General features: G+C 62.0%; 12 protein-coding genes. 5 read left to right on the top strand and 7 right to left on the bottom strand.

Annotated features, from left to right (window positions below; all coding sequences use genetic code 11):
* Nucleotides 1-23 precede the first annotated feature (23 nt).
* Together HNQ65_RS19620 and HNQ65_RS19615 are read left to right on the top strand one after the other, a co-directional pair.
* Nucleotides 24-734, top strand: coding sequence for a GDSL-type esterase/lipase family protein (locus HNQ65_RS19620; protein ID WP_184342150.1), 711 nt, complete (start codon nucleotides 24-26; stop codon nucleotides 732-734).
* Nucleotides 731-1,768, top strand: coding sequence for an acyltransferase family protein (locus tag HNQ65_RS19615; RefSeq protein WP_184342148.1), 1,038 nt, complete (start codon nucleotides 731-733; stop codon nucleotides 1,766-1,768). Before HNQ65_RS19620 ends, HNQ65_RS19615 begins: the two co-directional genes overlap by 4 nt.
* A gap of 555 nt (nucleotides 1,769-2,323) precedes the next feature.
* Here HNQ65_RS19615 and asnB read toward each other — a convergent pair.
* From asnB to glgX, 5 genes are all read right to left on the bottom strand, one after another.
* Nucleotides 2,324-4,264 carry an asparagine synthase (glutamine-hydrolyzing) gene (asnB, locus tag HNQ65_RS19610; protein ID WP_184342146.1) on the bottom strand — a complete coding sequence of 647 codons (1,941 nt, stop codon included), beginning with the start codon at nucleotides 4,262-4,264 and terminating at the stop codon, nucleotides 2,324-2,326.
* A 3-nt stretch (nucleotides 4,265-4,267) separates the two neighbouring features.
* Nucleotides 4,268-6,406 carry a glycosyltransferase gene (locus HNQ65_RS19605; RefSeq protein ID WP_184342144.1) on the bottom strand — a complete coding sequence of 713 codons (2,139 nt, stop codon included), beginning with the start codon at nucleotides 6,404-6,406 and terminating at the stop codon, nucleotides 4,268-4,270.
* Entirely contained in the window at nucleotides 6,403-7,683 is a 1,281-nt protein-coding gene (locus HNQ65_RS19600; RefSeq protein ID WP_184342142.1) for an O-antigen ligase family protein, read from the bottom strand. Before HNQ65_RS19600 ends, HNQ65_RS19605 begins: the two co-directional genes overlap by 4 nt.
* Nucleotides 7,680-9,050: a murein biosynthesis integral membrane protein MurJ gene (murJ, locus tag HNQ65_RS19595; protein ID WP_184342140.1), complete on the bottom strand. Its 1,371-nt coding sequence runs from the start codon at nucleotides 9,048-9,050 to the stop codon at nucleotides 7,680-7,682. The genes HNQ65_RS19600 and murJ overlap by 4 nt, the downstream gene beginning before the upstream one ends.
* 91 nt (nucleotides 9,051-9,141) lie before the next feature.
* Entirely contained in the window at nucleotides 9,142-11,361 is a 2,220-nt protein-coding gene (gene glgX, locus HNQ65_RS19590; protein ID WP_184342138.1) for a glycogen debranching protein GlgX, read from the bottom strand.
* 34 nt (nucleotides 11,362-11,395) lie between these two features.
* Here glgX and HNQ65_RS19585 point away from each other — a divergent pair, with 34 nt between their 5' ends.
* Entirely contained in the window at nucleotides 11,396-12,619 is a 1,224-nt protein-coding gene (locus tag HNQ65_RS19585; protein WP_184342136.1) for a GDSL-type esterase/lipase family protein, read from the top strand.
* A gap of 101 nt (nucleotides 12,620-12,720) precedes the next feature.
* On the opposite strand, the gene HNQ65_RS19580 is transcribed toward HNQ65_RS19585, so the two are convergent.
* Both HNQ65_RS19580 and HNQ65_RS19575 read right to left on the bottom strand, forming a co-directional pair.
* The gene (locus HNQ65_RS19580) at nucleotides 12,721-13,365 is read right to left on the bottom strand and encodes a response regulator transcription factor (RefSeq protein ID WP_184342134.1); all 645 of its coding nucleotides are present in this window, start codon (nucleotides 13,363-13,365) and stop codon (nucleotides 12,721-12,723) included.
* Nucleotides 13,366-13,413: 48 nt separating this feature from the next.
* Nucleotides 13,414-15,297 carry an ATP-binding protein gene (locus tag HNQ65_RS19575; RefSeq protein WP_221306222.1) on the bottom strand — a complete coding sequence of 628 codons (1,884 nt, stop codon included), beginning with the start codon at nucleotides 15,295-15,297 and terminating at the stop codon, nucleotides 13,414-13,416.
* A 237-nt stretch (nucleotides 15,298-15,534) separates the two neighbouring features.
* Here HNQ65_RS19575 and HNQ65_RS19570 point away from each other — a divergent pair, with 237 nt between their 5' ends.
* Together HNQ65_RS19570 and HNQ65_RS19565 are read left to right on the top strand one after the other, a co-directional pair.
* Nucleotides 15,535-17,901: a DUF1592 domain-containing protein gene (locus HNQ65_RS19570; protein ID WP_246438433.1), complete on the top strand. Its 2,367-nt coding sequence runs from the start codon at nucleotides 15,535-15,537 to the stop codon at nucleotides 17,899-17,901.
* 12 nt (nucleotides 17,902-17,913) lie between these two features.
* Nucleotides 17,914-19,311 (top strand): DUF1552 domain-containing protein, encoded by a 1,398-nt coding sequence (locus HNQ65_RS19565; protein ID WP_184342129.1) that lies wholly within the window; start codon nucleotides 17,914-17,916, stop codon nucleotides 19,309-19,311.
* The last annotated feature ends 15 nt before the right edge of the window (nucleotides 19,312-19,326 follow it).

Below are 19,326 nucleotides of genomic sequence, written 5' to 3'. Positions count from 1 at the left end.
GGGCGCTTAGCTTTCCGCACTGCATGCTACAGCTCCGATCCATTTGCGCCCTTCCATGGCTGGCTGTTTTGATGCTTTCAGGGGCTCGGGCTGCGGAGGTGCCGTGGGAGGCGGCGAAGAGGGATGAGACGGCGTATTGGGCTGGGGTGGTGAAGCAGCAGGCCGAAACGATGAAGGAGGCGCAGGCGAGGATTGTTTTCATCGGGGACTCGCTGACGGAGAGCTGGGACAAGGACATTTGGCAGTCACGCATCGCGCCCGCGAAGGCGTTGAATTTTGGGATTGGCGGGGAGGGGCCGCAGCATGTGCTGTGGCGGCTGGAGCAGGGGATTCTGAACGGGCCTGCACCGGAGACAGTGGTGCTCATGATCGGCATCAACAATTACTGGCGGCATTTCAGCGCGGCGGATACGGCGCGCGGGATTAAGACGATCGTGGAGCGGATTCATGCGGTGCAGCCGGGTACGAGGATCGTGCTGCTGGGACTGCTGCCGGTGTATGAGGCGGGCTCGCCGATTCGGCCGTGGATTGGGGAGATCAATGCGAGGCTGAAGAAGCTGAATGGCAGCCGACAGGTGGAGTTTCATGATTTCTCGGCGGCTTTTCTGGAGGCTGATGGGAACCAGAAGCTGCAGCTCTACCAGGAGGATCATCTGCATCTGTCCAAGGCCGGGTATGTGGTGCTGACCCGTGAGCTTACGCCTGTTCTCAAACTTTCCGCTGCCCTGCCATGAAGTCGATCAATCCCACTTTAAGAATTGCTGAACTGGACGCGCTGCGTGGCATCGCGGCGATGGCGGTGCTGCTGTTTCATTTCACCAGCGGGATCGCGAAGAACTGGAGCTTTCATCTGTATGATCCACCGTTTGGGTTTCCGTATGGTGGCATGGGGGTGGATCTGTTTTTCATGATCAGCGGCTTTGTGATCTTCATGACGCTGGATCGCGCGAAGTCTGCGGCGAGCTTTGTGGTGGGACGTTTCTCACGGCTGTATCCTACGTTCTGGGCCTGTGCGCTGATCACGCTGCTGGTGACTTCGCGGTATGGTCTGCCAGGGATGGAGGTGAGCACGCGAGATGCACTCTGGAACATCCCGCTGCTGCCGCGCTTTGTGCGGGCGCAGATGATCGACGGTGTGTACTGGTCGCTGGAGTTTGAGCTGCTGTTTTACGCGGCGATGCTGGTGCTGCATCAGCTGGGGGCTTTCAAGAGGCTCACGGTGCCGGTGCTGCTGCTGTGGCTGGCTGCGGCAGCGGGGGCGCACTGGGTGCTGACGCATGGGCAGCCGGAGTCGCTGGTGTATCGGCTGACAGGGAAGATCAAGGCGGTGACGAGCCTGGACTACATCCACCTGTTTGGCGTGGGAATGATTTTGTATGATGCGCACCGGCGGCGTGCGTGGAGCGTGGGGCATACGCTGGTGCTGCTGGTGTGCGGTGCGCTGGCGTGGTGGAAGGCGGCCTTTGCGCTGCATTTCCCGCTGGTGGTGGGCTTTGCGCTGCTGCTGCATCTGGCAACGACGGGATGGCTGCCTTTTCTGAATGCGCGGCCGCTGGTGTTTCTGGGGGCGATCTCGTACCCGCTGTATTTGATTCATCAGAACATCGGGTTGGTGCTGCTGGATGCGCTGGGGGCGGTGACTCAGTCGGCGTGGGTGAGGCTGGGAGTGACGACGGTGTCGATGGTGGTGCTGGCGTGGGTGATTTCGGTGTGGATTGAGAAGCCGTCGATGAGGTGGGTGAGGGAGCAGCTGAGGAGGTTTACGTGAAAATGGCGGTGCCATTGACAGCAGAAAACGCATCTAGCCAAAATGCCAGGAGCGTCGTCGGAAGAGTCTTGCGCACCGGTGTTGTCGGAAGCGTCATGGTGTGGCGATGTGCTGCAACTGCGGCGGCAGGACGGTAAGACGCTGCCGGAGGGCGGGGCTTGGTTAAGAAAGCCCTGGGTTTGCTTTTCTGCTGGGACCTGCCCATCCAGGGATGGCGCTCGCTTCGCGAGCTTATCCCTGGCTACCGGCTGTGATCCCTACGGGATCTAAGAACATCAGTGAGGTGCTGCTATGTCGAGAAAGAGTCTAGATTTGATCCAACGAGAGAGCTTGATCGGACTGAAACATCACCCTGTCATCAATATGCCATGGCATGAGATGGTTCGTGGCATGCGTGTATTCGGTGAGGTGCGAAGAGTTTCCTGGCTCACGCACTCGGCGGTGGGGTGGTCTTTGTGTGCTGTCCTGAACGGCGAAAGCGGTAGCTGCGCTTCCTCCTTCGCTCTGTGAGCTACGGAGGACAGGCTGTGCCTCGCTCCGCAACCGCACTCCAAATTAGCGCTGGGCCTGGAGCCAGGATTGGAACATGAGGATGTCCCAGAGGTAGAAGTGCCAGTTGCGGGTGCCGCTGAGGTGTTCCTGCCACTTTTGGCGGATGGGGGCGGGGTGGAAGAAGCCTTCGCGTTTGAGGCGGGATTCGGAGAGGAGGTCTTCGGCCCATTCGCGCAGAGGGCCGCGCAGCCAGATTTCCAGAGGGATGCCGAAGCCCTGCTTGGGGCGGTCGATGAGGGCCTTGGGCACGTGGCGGTAGAGGGTTTCGCGCATGAGCCATTTGCCTTTGCCGTCGCGGACTTTCATCGAAAACGGGATGCGCCAGGCGAACTCGATGAGGTCGGTGTCGAGGAGCGGAATACGGCCTTCGAGACTGACGCCCATGGCGGCGCGGTCCACTTTGACGAGGATGTCTCCGGGGAGGTAGGTCTCCATGTCGAGGTACATCATGCGATGGGTGAAGTCGCTGACGCGGGGCCATGCCTTGGAATTGGTGATGGCGGTGACAGGATCTTTGCCGTCGATGACGATGTCCGTGGGTTTTTTCCAGTAGGACATGATCGTGAGATAGAGCGACTCCATGCCGGGGGCGGCGACGACTTCGGCGAGCTTGTGGAGCTTGTCGCCGACGGGGATGTGGCGCTTGCTTCTGGGGAGGAGTGTGGAGCCGAGGGTGTTGAGCGGACCGGGAGGGACTGCGGTGAGTGCGGCTGCGGTCAGCTTCTTCAGCGGGCGCGGCATCCAGGCGAATTTATTCCAGAGACTGCGGCCCATGGCGTAGCGTTCGTAGCCGCCGAAGAGTTCGTCTCCGGCATCGCCGCTGAGGGCGACGGTGACGTGCTGGCGGGCCATCTTGCAGACGAGGTGGGTGGGGATCTGCGAGTAGTCGGCGAAGGGCTCGTCGTAGAGAGCGGGGAGCTGGGGGATGACATTGAGCGCGTCCTCGCCAGTGACGTACATTTCGGTGTGTTCGGTGCCGAGGTGCTTGGCGACGCTCTTGGCGATCTCCGCTTCGTTGTACTGCTTTTCGTGAAAGCCGATGGTGAAGGTGCGGACGGGACGCGAGCTTTGCTTCTGCATCATCGCCACGATGAGCGAGGAATCGATGCCGCCGCTGAGGAAGGCACCGAGCGGCACGTCGGAGACCATGCGCATGCCGACGGCTTTTTTGAGCATGGACTCAAAGGTGTCGATGGCTTCGGCCTCGGTGCCTTTGAAGGGATTGTCGAGGCCGCGCTCGACGGCGTGGGGCAGGCTCCAGTAGTAACCGGGTTGTGGATGATCCGATGGGGCCTGCAAACTGAGCATCGCGGCAGGGGGCAGCTTTTTGAAGCCCTGGTAGATGCAGAGAGGATCGGGGATGTAGTTGAAGCGGAGCAGTGAGGTGAGGGCCTCGCGATCGATGCTGGCATTGAAGCCGGGGAAGCGTTGAATCGCTTTCAGCTCGGAGGCGAAGACGAAGGTCTGGCCGATCCAGCCGTAGTAGAGGGGTTTTTCCCCCATGCGGTCGCGGGCGAGGTGGAGGGTGCGCTCCTGCTTGTCCCACACGGCGTAGGCGAACATGCCGTTGAAGCGCTGGGTGGCTGCGACGACGCCCCACTGGCGGAAGGCGGCGAGCATGATCTCGGTGTCTGAATGGCCACGCCAGGTGTGGCCGTGGGGTTCGAGCTGGGCGCGCAGCTGCTGGAAATTGTAGATCTCGCCATTGAAGACGATGATGAAGCGGCCGTCGGCGCTGGTCATGGGCTGATGGCCCAAAGGAGAGAGATCGAGAATGGAAAGGCGGCGATGGCCGAGAGCGATGCCGCTGGATGAGTCAACCCAAGCGCCGGAGTCATCGGGGCCACGCAGGACGATGGCGTCCGTCATGGCGGTGACGATGGCGTTCATCTCGTGTGAAGGAAATGAGCCTGATGGAGTGAAGAAGCCAGCGATGCCGCACATGGGTCAGGAATGGGGAAGGGGAGATGCGAGGGAGGGCGAGGGGCTTGAGTCCGCAGCCGGAGAAACTGCGTGAGGTGAATCGAGCAAGGCGGCGAATTTTTGCAGGACGCTTTCGATGGAGAAATGCTGCGCGATGCGTGCGCGGGAATTGGGATCGTGAAGGATGGCGGAGTCGAGAACGTCGATGCAGGCCTGAGCGAGTGCGGCGGGATCTCCCGGGGGCACGAGACGGCCGGTGTCTCCCATGACCCAGCGGGTGTCACCGATGTCTGTGGCGACAACGGGGACAGAGCAAGCCATGGCCTCGCCGATGACATTGGGGAAACCTTCGCCAAAGGCGGAGGAGGACACGGCGATGTTGAGCGAGGCGGTGAGTTCGGGGAGATCGTGGCGCTCGCCGAGGATCTGGATGCAGGCGGGGACCTGGAGCTCCTCGGTGCCAGCGCCGACGACGATGAATTCGGTGCCGGGTTTTTTCTCGGCGATGATTTTCGCAGCGGTGATGAAGGTGGCGTAGTCCTTCATCGGGGCATTGCGTCCGAAGCGGCCGATGCGTCCGGGGATGGGCGTTCCAGGCTGCCATTTCGCGAGATCAAAGCCGTTGGGGATGAGCTGGGTCTTGGAGGCACGGTAGCCCAGGGACTCGTGCTGGCGGGCGCCGGTCTGGGTGTTGTAGGTGATGCGTGCGGGCAGCCAGGAGAGCGAGGCGAGCGCGCGAATGACGAGGGCGGAGCCACGCTTCTCGTGCTTCAGGTCGTAGAGGCTCTGGCGCACGTTCCAGATGACGGGTACGCTTTTGAAACGCATGAAGCGCGCGAGCACAGCGGCAAAGCAGCCGTGGTACATCCAGCCCATGAGGACGTCGGCCTTGGTCTGGCGGACGATGCGGAAGAGACGCCAGAGGGAGGCCAGCGTGGGCTTGCCTGCGGGCATGTCGAGGCTATGGACCTCGTAGCCGCCTTCGCGCAATGCGGTGGCGTGCTTGCCACCGGAGGTGAGGGAGATGACGCTGTGCTGAAACTGCGGGAGACCACGGATGAGCTGCACGAGCATCATCTCCGCGCCGCCGCTGCCGAGGCCGGTGGTGAGCCAGAGGACTTTTTTGGCAAGCAGGCGGCTGGTGCGCTGGATGAGCCTGGCGACGCTGAATTCCTCCACGATGCGCTGGCGGGGATCGTGGGGCGTGAAGGCGCGCATGCACTGTGCGAGGGCGGCGTGATCGCCCACAGGGAAGATGCGAGATTTGTCGCCGATGATCCAGGCGCTGTCTCCGACGTCGCTGGCGATGCAGGGGACGCCGCAGGCCATGGCCTCGCCGATGACATTGGAGAAGCCTTCGCCAAAGGCGCTGGAGTTTACGAGGCAGTCGAGCCTGGCGTAGATGGCGGGCATGTCCTTCTGCGCGGGCATCCAGATGAGGCGGGAGTCGAGGCCGAGACTGGTGGCGAGGCTGCGCATCTGCTGCTCGTAAGCGGCATCTCCGGAGCCGATGATGAGGAACTGCGCGTGAGGAACGAGGGCCGCCGCACGGAGGAAGGTGGCGATGTCCTTCATCGGGTTCATGCGGCCGACGAGTCCGAAGGTGGGCAGGGCTGAAGGCTTGCGCTGCTGCGGCTGAAATTTCTCCGTGTCGATGCCGTTGGGGACGCCGTGCATCTTTTTCAGCGGGTAGCCGCGTGCGGCGTAGTAGTCGCGCCCGGCCTGGGAGTTGCAGATGATGAGATCGGCAAAGCGTGCGAGGAGGCAGTTGAGGCGGAAGCTGAGCCTGCCGAGGACGCCCCAGAGATGAGCGTCTGTCTGGGAGTCGCGCACGCCCCAGACGACGCGGGGGAAGCCGCAGAGGGGCTTCAGGAAGAGCGCCATGAGATTGGACTCCGCGAGATAGCCATGCAGCACCTCGGGGCGGATGGTGCGCGCTGCTTTGACGAGACGAAGGAAGAAGCCTACGAGATCCCAGCGGCTGCGTTTGCCAATGCAGACGGTATTTGCGCCTGCGGACTCAAGCTCATCACGGAATGGACCGCCGTAGAAGTGCAGCACGCTGATCTCGTGGCCCTGCTGCACCAGGCCGCCAGCGAGCAGGACGAGCTGGCGCTGAGCGCCGCCGTGGCCGAGGTCGCGGATGATGAAGGCGATTTTCATGACTGTGGCAGCGGAGCGTGCGGAGTGGTCTGCGGTTTGGCGGGGGATCTGAGCACGAGGCGGAAGCGGCCGGTGAAAACGAGGTTGCTGCAGACGGCGGCGGCAAACCAGTAGTGCGGCGACTCGACGAGGATCTGGCTACAGGGGATGAACAACCACAACGGCACGAGGCAGTAACCGCCGCGCAGGCCCATGGTGCAGCAGCGGAAGGTCAGAAGGACAAGCCCCCCGATGTAGAGCAGCACTCCTGGGATGCCGATGTCGATCCATAGGGCGACGATTTGATTGTGGGGCTTCCAGATGCTGGTGCCCGCGCCGGTGCCGTGGCCCCAGAGAGGCTTTTTGCCGGCGGCTTCCCAGCCGTCCTGCAGGTCCTTGCCGCGCTCGGGAGATTTGATGCGCTCAAAGTCGAGCTCGTAGATGGCCTGGAGGCGGTCGGTGGTGTCCTTGTTGGTGATGAGGCCGACCTTGGTAGAGGTCTGAGCCAAGATGGTGACACCGCCGATGGCCAGGGGGATGCTGACGGCGGCGGCGATGAGCATGCCCATGAAGTGCTGGCGCAAATTGGCCAGGATGTAGCACAGCATGAGACAGGAGAAGACGGCCATGCCGCTGCGGCTGAGCGTGAGCGCGATGGCGGGTGTGAGCACGGCGACGAGCACCATGTTCCACCAGAAGCGCGGATTCAGCGAGAAGAGGGCGCTGAGCATGAGGCTGATGATAATTGGCGGATCGTTTGGGTCTGTGGAGTAGCCCGCCATGCGGCCCGGGATACGGGTGAAGGCACGGAAGCCCATGAACTCATAATAGACGCCTGCCGCTGAAAAGAGCGCGGTGCAGACAGCCACCCAGATGGCCACACGACGCCAGGGCTCCGATGAAAGGCAGAAGACCGTGGTGAAGGTGACGAGGAGATTGGAGATCAGCGACATCACCACGATGCTGTGGTCTCCGAGTGCGGTGATGGTGAAACGCTGAAGGAAGGCTGCGTCCAGCACACGGAGGAGCGGGACGATGAGCATCAAAAAGGAGGGCGGGCAGATGCTGGGCTTGTTGAGCAAGACCATGAAGCTGACTGCAGCGACTGTGAGCAGTGTGTAGTCGCGCGGCTTGAACGGGATCACGCCGACGCTGTCCGCCCAGGTGAGGTATTTGGTCATCGAGGGAACCAGCAGTGCCAAGGAGAAGAGAATGAGCAGGCGGGCCAGCCGCTCGCGGCTTTTTTCGGCCGCCTTTGCCACCGGTGACATCCTTTGAAATGCGGGCGCGGCATTCATGAGGCCTCCTTTCTGCGAATGACGGTAAGGCAGACGAGGCAGGTGGCGATGGCGCAGATGAAATGGACGATGGTGGTGGAGAGGGCGATGCCGGCCGCACCCATATGGCGCATGAGGAGCCAGTTGAGAGAGGCATTGAGAGCCAGGGCACTGAAGGCAATGCCGAGCATGTAGCGGGAGGCCTGCAGCGAGACCGCCACGCGCGCAGCGACGATGCCGAAGATGTAAAAGGGAATCTGGAAGGCCGCGTAGCGCAAGACCTCGGCCACACGGAGGGTATCCTGCGGACCGAAGGCGCCGCGCTCAAAGAGGATGCGAACGATCCACGGGGCCAGGAAGCAGAGGGCGAGCGTCATGGGCAGCGAGGCCAGGGCGATGAGGCCGCCGCTGGTGAAAAGGCGCCTGCGAAGGCCGTTCCAATCCCGCTGGGCGACGAGCTCTGCGAAATGGGGGAAGAGGACGTCCGATGCGGGGCCGGCGGTGATGGAGAGAACGATGGTGCAGAGCTTGTCCGAGTAACCGAGCACGGCCACCGATCCGGCGGTGAGCCAGGCGGCCATGGTCTGGTCCACCACGCCCGCGCTGCCAAAAGCGATGCCGCCGACGAGGAAGGGCAGGGCATTTTTGAGCACTCCCCGCAGTCCAGGCTCCCAGTGATGCAGAAGGGTGCGCCACCAGCGAAGATTGCGCGGGAGGATGCGAACGACCGCGATCAGGAGCACGCAGAGATGCGCCACTGCCCCCCACACGGTACCAGAAGCAAGAGTCCAGGCATTGACGTGATCTCTGGCAACAACCAGGGCGATGATGATACCTACTGGGACTAGCATTGGGGTCGAAGCCGGCAGCATAAAGGTTTTGCCCGCTCGAAGCCAGGTGCCGAGGCTTAACGCAAGCCCGTAGCAAATGAAGAAAGGAAGAAGCCCGCGCAGCAGATGCACGGCCTGCTGCTGTTTTGCCTCAGAAAAACCTCTGGTGGCCCATTCAACCGCCCATGGCGCTGCCAGCGCAAGGAGCATGCTGCCGACGAGCAAGATGACCAACTGAGCAAGCATGCACTGAACCCCGAGGCGGTAGGCCCTGCGGAGGCCGCGGCGCTCGCGCAGCTCGGCATAGGCTGGGACAAAAGATTCGGGCAAACCGCCGGATAGAACGCTGACAATGAAGGCCAGAAACCCGAATACGAGCATGTAGCTATCGAGATCGTCAGCCGTGCCGAGCTTGGAGGCGACGACGGCGTCTTTGGCGAAGGCGACGATCTTGCCGACCATCGTCATGACGGCGACGATGAGGAAGCCCGAGACCACGGTGGACCCCGCGCCCCTGGCGAGCAGGGCGCGTAGTGGGGCTGGCAGGGCAACACGCATCGAGGGCATTTACATAAACTATAAACACCATAAAACGATTGGGCAAACTTGAGCTATCGATATTTAGGGGGCTTGAGGGCGGGAGCGCGGGCTAGATTTTAGGTTCCAAGGTCTCGCGGTCGCCAGAGGCCAGGGTAAGGCAGACAACTCCTTGAGCTTGAAGGTTATAAGGAGTGGCTCCTGCGAGGCCGGGATGGGGCTTGGCGGGGAAGGAGGGGCACATGGCGGTATCGAAGACGAGGGACCAGACGATGCTGTCATCTCCCGGCAGAACGAAGGGCTCGGGCTCGGCGCTGTTATTGAAGATGAGCAGGAGGGGGCTGGAGGAGTCTGGGGCGGATCCGAGAAGGGCACCGAAGCAGCGTCGGGTCTGCTGATGCCACTCCTCGTGGTGGAGGAGGGTGCCGTCGTTTTCCAGCCAAGTGACGTCTCGAAGGCCGCTGGCAGGGTTGAGCTTGCCATCGAAGTAGGTGCTGCGGCGGAAAATCTCGTGGCTGCGCCGGAAGGCGGTCATCTGGCGGGTGAAGTGGAGCATGTCGTCATCGCAGATGCTCCAGTCGATCCAGCTTATTTCGTTGTCCTGGCAGTAGGCGTTGTTGTTGCCTTTTTGAGTGCGGCCACGCTCGTCGCCAGCAGTGAGGAAGGGGACGCCGATGGAGCACATCATGGTGGCGATGAGACCGCGGCGTAAGCGTGCGCGGGTCTGGAGAACGGCGGGGTCCGCAGTGGGGCCTTCCACACCGCAGTTGCAGCTGTGGTTGTTGCTGTCGCCGTCACGGTTGTCCTCCTTGTTGGCCTCGTTGTGCTTTTCCGCGTAGCTGACGAGATCGAGGAGGGTGAAGCCATCGTGCGAGGTGAGGAAATTGATGCTGGCTAGTGGGGGGCGCTGATTCCAGCCGAAAACGTCCTGGCTGCCACAGAGGCGCTTGGCAAACTCGGCGGTGGCTCCCGAATCTCCCCGCCACCAGCTGCGCACGGTGTCGCGGTACTTGCCATTGAGCTCGCGCCAGGGCTCGGGGAAATTGCCGACCTGGTAGCTGTCCATGCGTGAGAGATCCCAGGCCTCGGCAATGAGCTTGACCCGCGAGAGCACGGGGTCCTGAGCCACGGCGCTGAGGAAGGGGGACTGGCGGTTGAAGTCGTCTTTTTCATCTCGCGCGACGGTGACGGCGAGGTCGAAGCGGAAGCCGTCCACGTGCATCTCGGTGACCCAGTAGCGGAGGCTGTCGAGAACGAGGCGGAGGGCAGGGGTGCTGGCGGAATCCACAGAATTGCCGCAGCCGGTGACATTGACGTAGTCGGCTCCATTTTCGCCGAAATGATGGCGGTAGTAGCTGTGATCATCCAGACCACGGAACAAGAGGGAGGGGCCGTTTTCGTTGCCTTCGGCGGTGTGATTGTACACCACGTCCAAGATGACCTCGATGCCTGCGGCGTGGAGGGCTTTGACCATGCTCTTGAACTCGCGCACCTGGTCCTGAGGATCCTTTGCGGCGGCATAGGTATTGTGCGGGGCGAAGAAGCCGATGGTATTGTAGCCCCAGTAATTGGTGAGCCCCCGGCCGAGGAGAAAGCCATCGTCCAGATGCTGATGGACTGGAAGAAGCTGGACGCTGGTGATGCCGAGCTGACGCAAGTAGGAGGTGACGGAGGGATGGGCAAGGCCTGCGTAGGTGCCGCGCAGGGCAGCGGGGACATCTGGGTGGGTCTGGGTGAAGCCCTTGACATGAAGCTCGCAGATGACGGTGTCCTGCCAGGGGATGCGGGGTCTGGTATCGCCAGACCAGTCGAAGGATTCATCGACGACGACGCTTTTGAGGGCATGGGCACCGTTGTCAAAACGGCCCTGGGAGTGGCGCGGGTCCGGCTGGGTGCGCATGTGGTCTGCCTCGTCCGGTCTGCCGTGGATGGCGCGGGCGTAGGGGTCGAGCATGAGCTTTTTGGCATTGAAGCGCATGGCATTTTGCGGCAGCCAGGGGCCGTGGGCGCGGTAACCGTAAAGGGTGCCGGCGCGCACGCCGCGCACGGTGGCGTGCCAGAGATCGCACTCGGTGCGCTCCATGCGGATGCGGGCGGTCTCGCGGGTGGCGTCCTTCGGATCGTAGAGGCAGAGGTCCATGGCGATGGCGTGCCGGGAGTGGACGACGAAGCGGGCGCTGCCGCTCAAAAGGGTGACGCCCGGGGAGAGGGACTCGCCATGAATCTCAAAGGACACCGGCAGTGAGGAATCGCTCTGCGCCGCACGGTTTGGAAGGGGGGCAGAGGGCTTGCGGGCAAATTTGCGTTTCAGGCTGGTCAGCAAAGGTTGCATGAGTCCCACAACGCACAACGTTTGCCATGCCGCCATGAATTATCGACATTTCACCCTGCTTTTTCTGCTCCTGAGTTGTTCCTGTGCCCTGGCCCTGCAACCGGCAGATCCGGCGCGCTTTGAAAAAGACATCCGTGCCTTTGAGGCTGCGGATGCCGCCAAGGCACCGCCGAAGGCCCCGGTGCTGTTTGTCGGCGCCTCCAATATTCGGCGCTGGCAGTCGCTGCCGGAGAGATTCAAAAAGACGCCAGTGCTCAACCGGGGCTTTGGCGGGTCTCAGCTGAGAGATGTGGTGCATTTTGTGGACCGCTGCGTGATCAAGTATCATCCACGCCAGATCTATCTGAACGCAGGGGGGAATGACCTGCACGCCGGACGCACACCTGAGGAAGTGCTGGCCTCGTTTGAGGCCTTTGTGAACAAGGTGCATGAGGGGCTGCCGGGGACGCCGGTGGCTTTCATCTCGATCCCGCCCTCGCCAGCACGCTGGGATGAGGTGGAGCAGGTGAAAAAGGCAAATGCGCTGATCGCCGAGGCCTGCGCGAAGCAAGGGGTGGATTTTATCGAGATTTTTTCCCTGATGCTGGGAGCGGATGGCAAGCCGCGCCCTGAGCTGTATGTGGAGGACAAGCTGCACTTCAGCGAAGCCGGCTACGATGTGGTGACCTCAGCCATCCGCTGGCAGAAGGAGATCCTGGCTTTTGGGAAGCAGGACAAGCAGAAGGCTCCGCCAGAGAATCCGATCGTCTTTACCGGGAGCTCGAGCATCCGCAAATGGGTGACGCTTGAGTCTGATTTTCCGGAGCTGCCGGTGATGAACCGGGGCTTTGGCGGCTCGGAGGTGTTTGATTCCTTCAACTATGCGCACCTGACGGTGATCAAGTACAAGCCCCGGCTGGTGGTGATGTATGCCGGGGGCAATGACATCGCAGGAGGCAAGACGCCGCAGCGGGTGTTTGCGGATTTCAAGGCCTTCGTGGCCAAGGTGCATGCGGCGCTGCCGGAGTGCCGGATCACCTACATCTCAAATGCGCCGAACCCCAGCCGGTGGAAGATGATGGCGCAGATGCGCGAGGCCAGTGCGCTGATCAAGGAGTTTACCAAGACCGACAAGCGGCTGCAGTTTATCAATGTGTATCCGCATATGCTGGGGGCGGACGGCCTGCCGAAGCCGGACATCTTTGTCTCCGACAAGCTGCATATGAATGCGAAGGGTTATGCGATCTGGAAGGAAGTGGTGGGGCCGTATTTGAAGTAGTGCTGAGTGAATCTTTCTCCTTCTCTTCCCTCAATCTCGTGTCTGGATGCTTTCAGGGAGGAGGAGCAGGAGGAAGAGGAGGAGGATTGAGGCTGCGCCTCCTACACCAGACCCTCCTTCACGGCTTTGGCGATGGCGCTGCCGCGGCTGCGGACCTGGAGCTTGACGTAAACGCTGCGGATATACTCATCTGCGGTGTAGTAGCCGATGCCGAGCTGGGCGGCGGCGTCTTTGATGGTGCTGCCGTCCACGAGGAGCTTGAGGATGTCGAGCTCGCGTGGAGTGAGGCCGTAGTCTTTCTGCGGCGCGTTGGCCTTGGAGAACATTTCCAGCACACGGCGGGCGATGCGGGGATTGATGGGGGAGCCGCCGCTGGCTGCGCTGCGGATGGCGGCTGCGATGTCCTCCGTGCCAGCAGTCTTGAGCAGGTAACCGGAGGCACCGGCGCAGATGGCGCGGAAGATTTTGTCGTCGTCCTCAAAGACGGTGAGGATGATGACGGAGGCCTGGGGTGCGAGCTCGCGCAGGCGGGCGATGCCCTCGATGCCGCTGACGCCGGGCAGCTCCACGTCGAGTAGGAAGACATCGGGTTTTTGTGCCTCGGTGGTGAGTGCGGCGAAGGCATCTTCGCATGCGGTGAAACGCTGGGTGCACTGCATGCCATCGAGGCGGTTGAGGGCACGCATGAGGCGTTCGCCGTAGGTTTTGTGGTCTTCGATGAGCCAGATGTGGATGGGGGCGGGCATGGAGAGCTGCTTAGTGAAAGCTGAGGTTCATGGATGTGGCCAGCTGAGTCACGCATCCAGCGGCAGGGTCAGCGTCAGAGTGGTGCCTTGGGGGGAGGATTGGATGTGGGTGGAGCCGCCGTGCTTGGAGGCGCGGCGTTTCATGTTGGAGAGGCCCATGCCTGCTGTGGCGGTGGAGGTGTCGAAGCCGTGGCCGTTGTCCTGGATGGTGAGGACGAGGTTGTTTTGAGACTGGGTGAGAGAGATCTGGACCTCGGTGGCGGCGGCGTGGCGGGTGATGTTGTGCAGGGCCTCTTTGAACATCAGCATGAGATCGCGCTGGCGATCGATGGGGAGGCGGCGTGTCTCCGCTTGGGCGTCAATGTGGATGGTGTGCCTGTGGCTGCGCAGCATGCGGTCGGCGGTTTCGCGCATCAGGACGGTCAGGTCATCGCTGCCGTAACGCTGGCTCTGCATGAGGCGCGTGATGTCGCGCATGGCGTCCACGGTTTCGTCGGCGATGTCTTTGATCTCGGCGAGGTCTGAGCGTGTGTGGGGAGCCTCCGGAGAGGTGGAGAGAAGGTCCTGGGCGATGAGGGCGATGCTGCCGAGGCTGCTGCCGATCTCGTCGTGAAGATCCTGGGCGATGCGTGTGCGCAGGCGCTCGATCTCCTGACGCCTGGCGAGCCGCTGATGACGAAGCCAGAGAAAGAGAATGATGGCGCCAGCCACGATGAGCCCGACGAAGACCGCCAATGCGATGCGCTGCCAGTGCTGCTGGATGGACAGGCTTTTTTGCTCGATCAAGCCGAGCTGATGCTGAAGCTCGCGGCGCTGAGACAAAGCTGCAAGCCAGCCGGGCCACTCGGCGATGTCTGCGCTGCTGGCGTAGCCGTCCACGAGGGCTTTGCGGGACCAGCCGTCACGCTCGGTGGAGTCTGGGGAAGTGACATCGCAGCCAAGGGCAATGTTTTTACCTGAGGACCAAACCTGCATCTCCGCCATGGCGAGGACGACGGCGCCATTGCTGACATGAGGCGCAAGGACCTGGAGGCGAACGAAGCGTGCGCGGTGGGCACCGACGATGGTGACGACGTTGTCTCCGGGCAGGGCATCATAACTGCCTGACTGAGGCGAGGGAAGAATGCGGGGCTCGTCATTTTCGTCTTCGCGCAGCTCGATCTGGTAGCGGACAGGAAAACCGTAGCCGTGGCTGTGGGCAAACTGCGGCGGGTGCGCGGGGAAGAAGCGAATCTCATCGATGGGCTGGACGGTGCCGAGATCGACCTCGATCCAAGGATTGGCATATGGGCGGCCTTCGCTGGTGGGAATGCTACGGAAGCCGAGTGTGGGACTGGGGCGTGTGCCGAGAGGAGGGCCGAGGACGGTGTGGCCATCGACGAGATTGATACGGCCCCAGTCGGGGCGAGTGCCCTGGCTGCTGCTGGCGCGAACAACTGCGGGGCCGAGCACCTCCAGCCGTGCGCCAAGGTTCTGACCATCCTGCAGGAGCATGACCTCTCCGAGAGCGAAGAAGCTGCGAGCCCCGGTGGTGTAGAGGCGGGTGGCGGTGATGCGCACCTTTTGAGCCATGCGGCCGCCGGCGGAGATGACCACGGGAAGGAGGCCAGGATTGGGGAAATCGGCGCCGGTGTGGTCGGCGATGATGGTGCGCTCATTGTCCTCTCCCTCTTCGAGCAGCTCGACGTAAAAGCGCCGGGGGAAGCCGTAGCCTTGGCCCACGGATGCGCCATTGGGTGGCGGGGGGATGAGGACGACGGAGTCGATTTTCTGGGCCTGACCGAGATTGAGCTCCACCCACTCGGCGGTGTCGGGCGAAGATGAGTAGTCGCTATGCCAGCCGAGGCGCTGGGTGAGCTGCACCTCGGGTGCGGGGGGCATGGACGCGAGCTTTTCCTGCAAGGCGCGCTGCTCTGCGGCTAGGGCGTGCATGCCGGGGATCCAGGCCGGGACATCTGCACAAGCCAGCCTGCTCCAGAGGAGTAGGACAGCCAGGCATGGATGGAGAAAAGGCCGCATGATGTGGAAGCGTAGCGGGGTGCGCGCTTTGCCGCCACTTTGTTCTGTGAAAGCCGCCGCCCCCGAAGATTCGGGGGCGGTGCATAAAGCGGAATCGGCTAGCGTTTGAACACAAGATCAATGAGCCGCCTCCTGCTTTCCGCACTGACCATGACAGTCCTCCTGACCACCCACGCCGCCGTGGGGGCCGAATCGCGTGAACTGAACGGCCTGGTGCGGCCTTTCTTTGAGCAGCACTGCAACCGCTGCCATGATGCCAAAAAGCAGAAAGGGGACTTGCGGGTGGACAATCTCATCGTGGATCTGCAGTCGCCAAAGATCATGGGGCACTGGGAGGAGATCATGAGCCGCATCAACTCCGGTGACATGCCGCCGGAGGATGAGGCGAGACCGAAGCCGGAGGAGATTTCCAAGGTGGCAGACTGGATCCTGCTGCAGCTGCGTGAAGCGGAAACGGTGCGCCAGTCCTCGGCGGGTGAGCGGGTGGCCTTTCGCAAGCTGACGCGTGATGAGTATGCCAACACGATCCGCGATCTGCTGGGAGTGAACTTTGATGTGAAAGCGCCGAGCGGGCTACCGGAAGATCCGGACTGGAAGGGCTTTGAGCGCATTGGCTCGGTGCTGACGCTTTCGCCGGCGCATGTGGAGAAGTATTTGAGCGCAGCGGATGCGATTCTGGATGAGGCGCTGTCGATCAGGCCAGAGCCCAAGCGTGAGGTGATCCGCTGGGAGGCCTTTGACATGCGGTGGAAGGGCTTCAAGGAGGAATATGAGGCGCGTGGCATCGCGGACAAGGTGCGCATCGAGATCGTGCCGAGGAACTACACGACGGACAGCTGGAACATCGAGATCAAGAACACGGGAGACTACATCCTGCGGCTGAAGCTGAGCGGGCTGCGGCCGGAGGGCGGACGTGCGCCGCGCCTGAAGGTGTATATGTCGAGCATCAACACCACGCTGATCGAGCAGGATGTGGATGCGCCGGAGGACAAGCCCATCACGGTGGAGGCACGTGTGCATCTGGTGGCGGGCAAGTATCCGGTGCGGATCATCAACTCGGTGCCGGGGCCGAATCCGGAAGGACGGCGCTCGCGCCACAGCGGTACGCCGAACGCTTTTACCAACACGAGGAGCCGCGTGCCGTGGCAGCTGAAGCTGACGGATGATGACTTCAAGCCGATCCAGCCAACGCTGATCATTGACACCGTGGAGTGGGACGGGCCAATCGTGGATTCGTGGCCGACGCAGGCGCATCAGAAGATTTTTGTGAGCAAGGATGCGCGCGAGATTTTGACGAAGTTTGCCACACGCGCGTGGAGGCGGCCGGTGCAGGCGAAGGAGATCGAGCGGCTGATGCAGCCGGTGCAGAAGTCGCTGGAGCTGGGAGACTCCTTTGAGGTGGCGGTGAAGAACGGCCTGATCGCTGTGCTTTGCGCGAAAAGCTTTCTGTATCTGGAAGAAGGGGATGCTGCGAAGGCAGCGCCCAAGCTGAGCGACTATGAACTGGCCTCCAGGCTGTCTTATTTCCTTTGGAGCAGCATGCCGGACGAGCGGCTGCTGGAGCTGGCGAAGCAAGGCAAGCTGCACGAGGCTAAGATGCTGGGAGCTGAGGTGAAGCGCATGCTGGCTGATGCCAAGGCGAGGGCGTTTGCGGAGAGCTTTCCCCGCCAATGGCTGCAACTGCGCAAGGTGGGGATGTTTCCGCCAGACAAGGAGTTGTACCCTGACTATGACGAGAACCTGGAGCAGAGCATGGTGGGAGAGACGCTGGGCTTTTTTGATGAAGTGCTGAAGCGCAACGGCAGCCTGCGCGACTTCCTGGATTCTGACTGGACGATGATGAACGAGCGGCTGGCGATGCACTATGGCATCGAGGGTGTGCGCGGGGATCAGATGCAGCGCATCGCGCTGAAGCCGGAGCATCACCGTGGCGGGTTGCTGACGCAGGCCTCGGTGCTGAGTCTGACTTCCGATGGTACGCGGCACCGTCCGGTGCATCGCGGGGTTTGGATGCTTGAGTCGATCATCGGCAGGCCACCACCGCCGCCGCCCGCCAATGTGCCTGCGCTGACCACGCCTGATGCGAAGGCGAAGAAGACGACGGTGCGCGAGAAGCTGGAGCTGCACCGCTCCGACCCAAACTGCACCGCGTGCCACAACAAGATCGACCCGCTGGGCATCGCCTTTGATAATTACGACGCCATCGGTCGCTGGCGCACGGTGGAGACGATCAAGGATGGTGTGGGAGACAACCCCAAGCTGGACCCGAGCGGGATGCTGCCCGACGGGCGCACGTTTGCCGACTCGGTGGCGCTGAAGCATCTGCTGCTGGATGACCTGGACAAATTTGCCGCCGCTGTGACCGACAAGCTGGCCACCTACGCGCTGCGCCGGGGCATGACCTTCTCGGACCGCGATGAGCTGAAGCGCATCGTGCAGGAATCGAAAGCGGGCGATTACAAGCTCGCATCGCTGATTGAATCACTCGTCACAAGTCCGCTGTTTTTGAAACGTTAAACCGACATCGCCATGAGCAACATCCAAACCCAACGCTGGCTACTTAACCGCCGTCATTTTCTGCGTGGCATCGGCACCACGATGGCACTGCCTTTGCTGGATGCGATGGTGCCGATGCGTGCGAGTGCTGCGGCCACGGCGAAGCCGAGGCGCAGTGTGTTTGTGTACATTCCAAACGGGGTGAACGGCATGACGTGGCAGTGCACGAAGGCGGGGCGGGGCTATGAACTTTCGCCTTCGCTGAAGCCGCTGGCGAAACATCAGGAGGATTTTACGGTGTTCAGCGGTCTGCATCATCCGAACGGGCTGGGGCAGGCACATGTGTGCGCGGATACGTGGCTGACGGGGGCGAAGATCGATGCGCAGGGTGGGCGCAAGTATGAGAACACGATCTCCTGCGACCAAATGATGGCGGAGGTGGTGGGGCAGCAGACGCGATTCAACTCGCTAGAGCTTTCCATCTCCACGGGCACGGGGCAGCCGTTTAACTCTAACACGCTGGCCTTCTCCCGCGATGGCGTGCCGCTGCCCGCGGATGACAATCCGAAAATCATTTTCAACCGCCTGTTTGGCGAAGAGCCGGGCGGAATTGGGGCGCAGCGTGCGCGGCTGACCAAGCGGCGGAGTGTGCTGGATTCGGTGCTGGATGATGCGAAGTCGTTGCGGCTGTCCCTGGGGACGGATGACCGCACCAAGCTGGATGAATACATGCACGCCGTGCGTGATGTGGAGAAGCGCACGGAGCGTCTGGATGCCTGGCTGGACATTCCCAAGCCGGTGGTGGAGAAGAATCTGGCTGCGCCATTCCAGCGTGATGTGCCCAAGGCGCAGGCTGGAGAGTACTGGCGCACGATGTTTGACCTAATCGTGCTGGCGCTGCGCACGGACATGACGCGCGTGGTGACCTACATGAACGGCAGCGAGGGCAACGGGCTGGCGATTCCGGAGATCCAGATCACACAGGCGCGGCACAACCTCTCTCATCATAATGGCGATCCGGTGGTGCTGGACCGTCTGGCGAAGAGTGATGCCTTCATCATGCAGCAGTTTGCGCATTTCCTGGATGAGCTGCGCGAGGTCAAGGACGGCGACGAACCTCTGCTGGACCGCACGATGGTGCTGTTTGGCAGCGGCATGAGCTACGGCCACAGCCACTGCAACAGCAACCTGCCGATCCTGCTGGCGGGGGGCAAGGGGTTGGGCCTGAAGCATGGGCAGCACATCGACTACAACCGTCCGCACCTGAAAGAGGACTACACGCTGAGCTACGACGAATGGCGCAGCCTGTGCGGCAAGCCCAAGGACGGCAAGGCCCGCCTGAGCAATGTGCTGGTAACGATGCTGCAGAAGATGGAGGTGAATGCAGAGACCTTCGTGGACAGCCTGGGGCCTGTCAGTGAGATCGTGTGATTCTGTGCCTCTGCT

Origin of the sequence: Prosthecobacter vanneervenii (assembly GCF_014203095.1) — a bacterium.
Classification (GTDB): domain Bacteria; phylum Verrucomicrobiota; class Verrucomicrobiia; order Verrucomicrobiales; family Verrucomicrobiaceae; genus Prosthecobacter; species Prosthecobacter vanneervenii.
The sequence above is the reverse complement of the archived record's forward strand: the minus strand, read 5'-3'. Positions and strand labels throughout refer to the sequence as shown.

Excerpts from the sequence above, each read along its gene's own strand:
- HNQ65_RS19620 (WP_184342150.1), top strand. The coding sequence starts at position 24 with ATGCTACAGCTCCGATCCATTTGCGCCCTTCCATGGCTGGCTGTTTTG.
- HNQ65_RS19615 (WP_184342148.1), top strand. The coding sequence starts at position 731 with ATGAAGTCGATCAATCCCACTTTAAGAATTGCTGAACTGGACGCGCTG.
- asnB (WP_184342146.1), bottom strand. The coding sequence starts at position 4,264 with ATGTGCGGCATCGCTGGCTTCTTCACTCCATCAGGCTCATTTCCTTCA.
- HNQ65_RS19605 (WP_184342144.1), bottom strand. The coding sequence starts at position 6,406 with ATGAAAATCGCCTTCATCATCCGCGACCTCGGCCACGGCGGCGCTCAG.
- HNQ65_RS19600 (WP_184342142.1), bottom strand. The coding sequence starts at position 7,683 with ATGAATGCCGCGCCCGCATTTCAAAGGATGTCACCGGTGGCAAAGGCG.
- murJ (WP_184342140.1), bottom strand. The coding sequence starts at position 9,050 with ATGCGTGTTGCCCTGCCAGCCCCACTACGCGCCCTGCTCGCCAGGGGC.
- glgX (WP_184342138.1), bottom strand. The coding sequence starts at position 11,361 with ATGCAACCTTTGCTGACCAGCCTGAAACGCAAATTTGCCCGCAAGCCC.
- HNQ65_RS19585 (WP_184342136.1), top strand. The coding sequence starts at position 11,396 with ATGAATTATCGACATTTCACCCTGCTTTTTCTGCTCCTGAGTTGTTCC.
- HNQ65_RS19580 (WP_184342134.1), bottom strand. The coding sequence starts at position 13,365 with ATGCCCGCCCCCATCCACATCTGGCTCATCGAAGACCACAAAACCTAC.
- HNQ65_RS19575 (WP_221306222.1), bottom strand. The coding sequence starts at position 15,297 with ATGCACGCCCTAGCCGCAGAGCAGCGCGCCTTGCAGGAAAAGCTCGCG.
- HNQ65_RS19570 (WP_246438433.1), top strand. The coding sequence starts at position 15,535 with ATGACAGTCCTCCTGACCACCCACGCCGCCGTGGGGGCCGAATCGCGT.
- HNQ65_RS19565 (WP_184342129.1), top strand. The coding sequence starts at position 17,914 with ATGAGCAACATCCAAACCCAACGCTGGCTACTTAACCGCCGTCATTTT.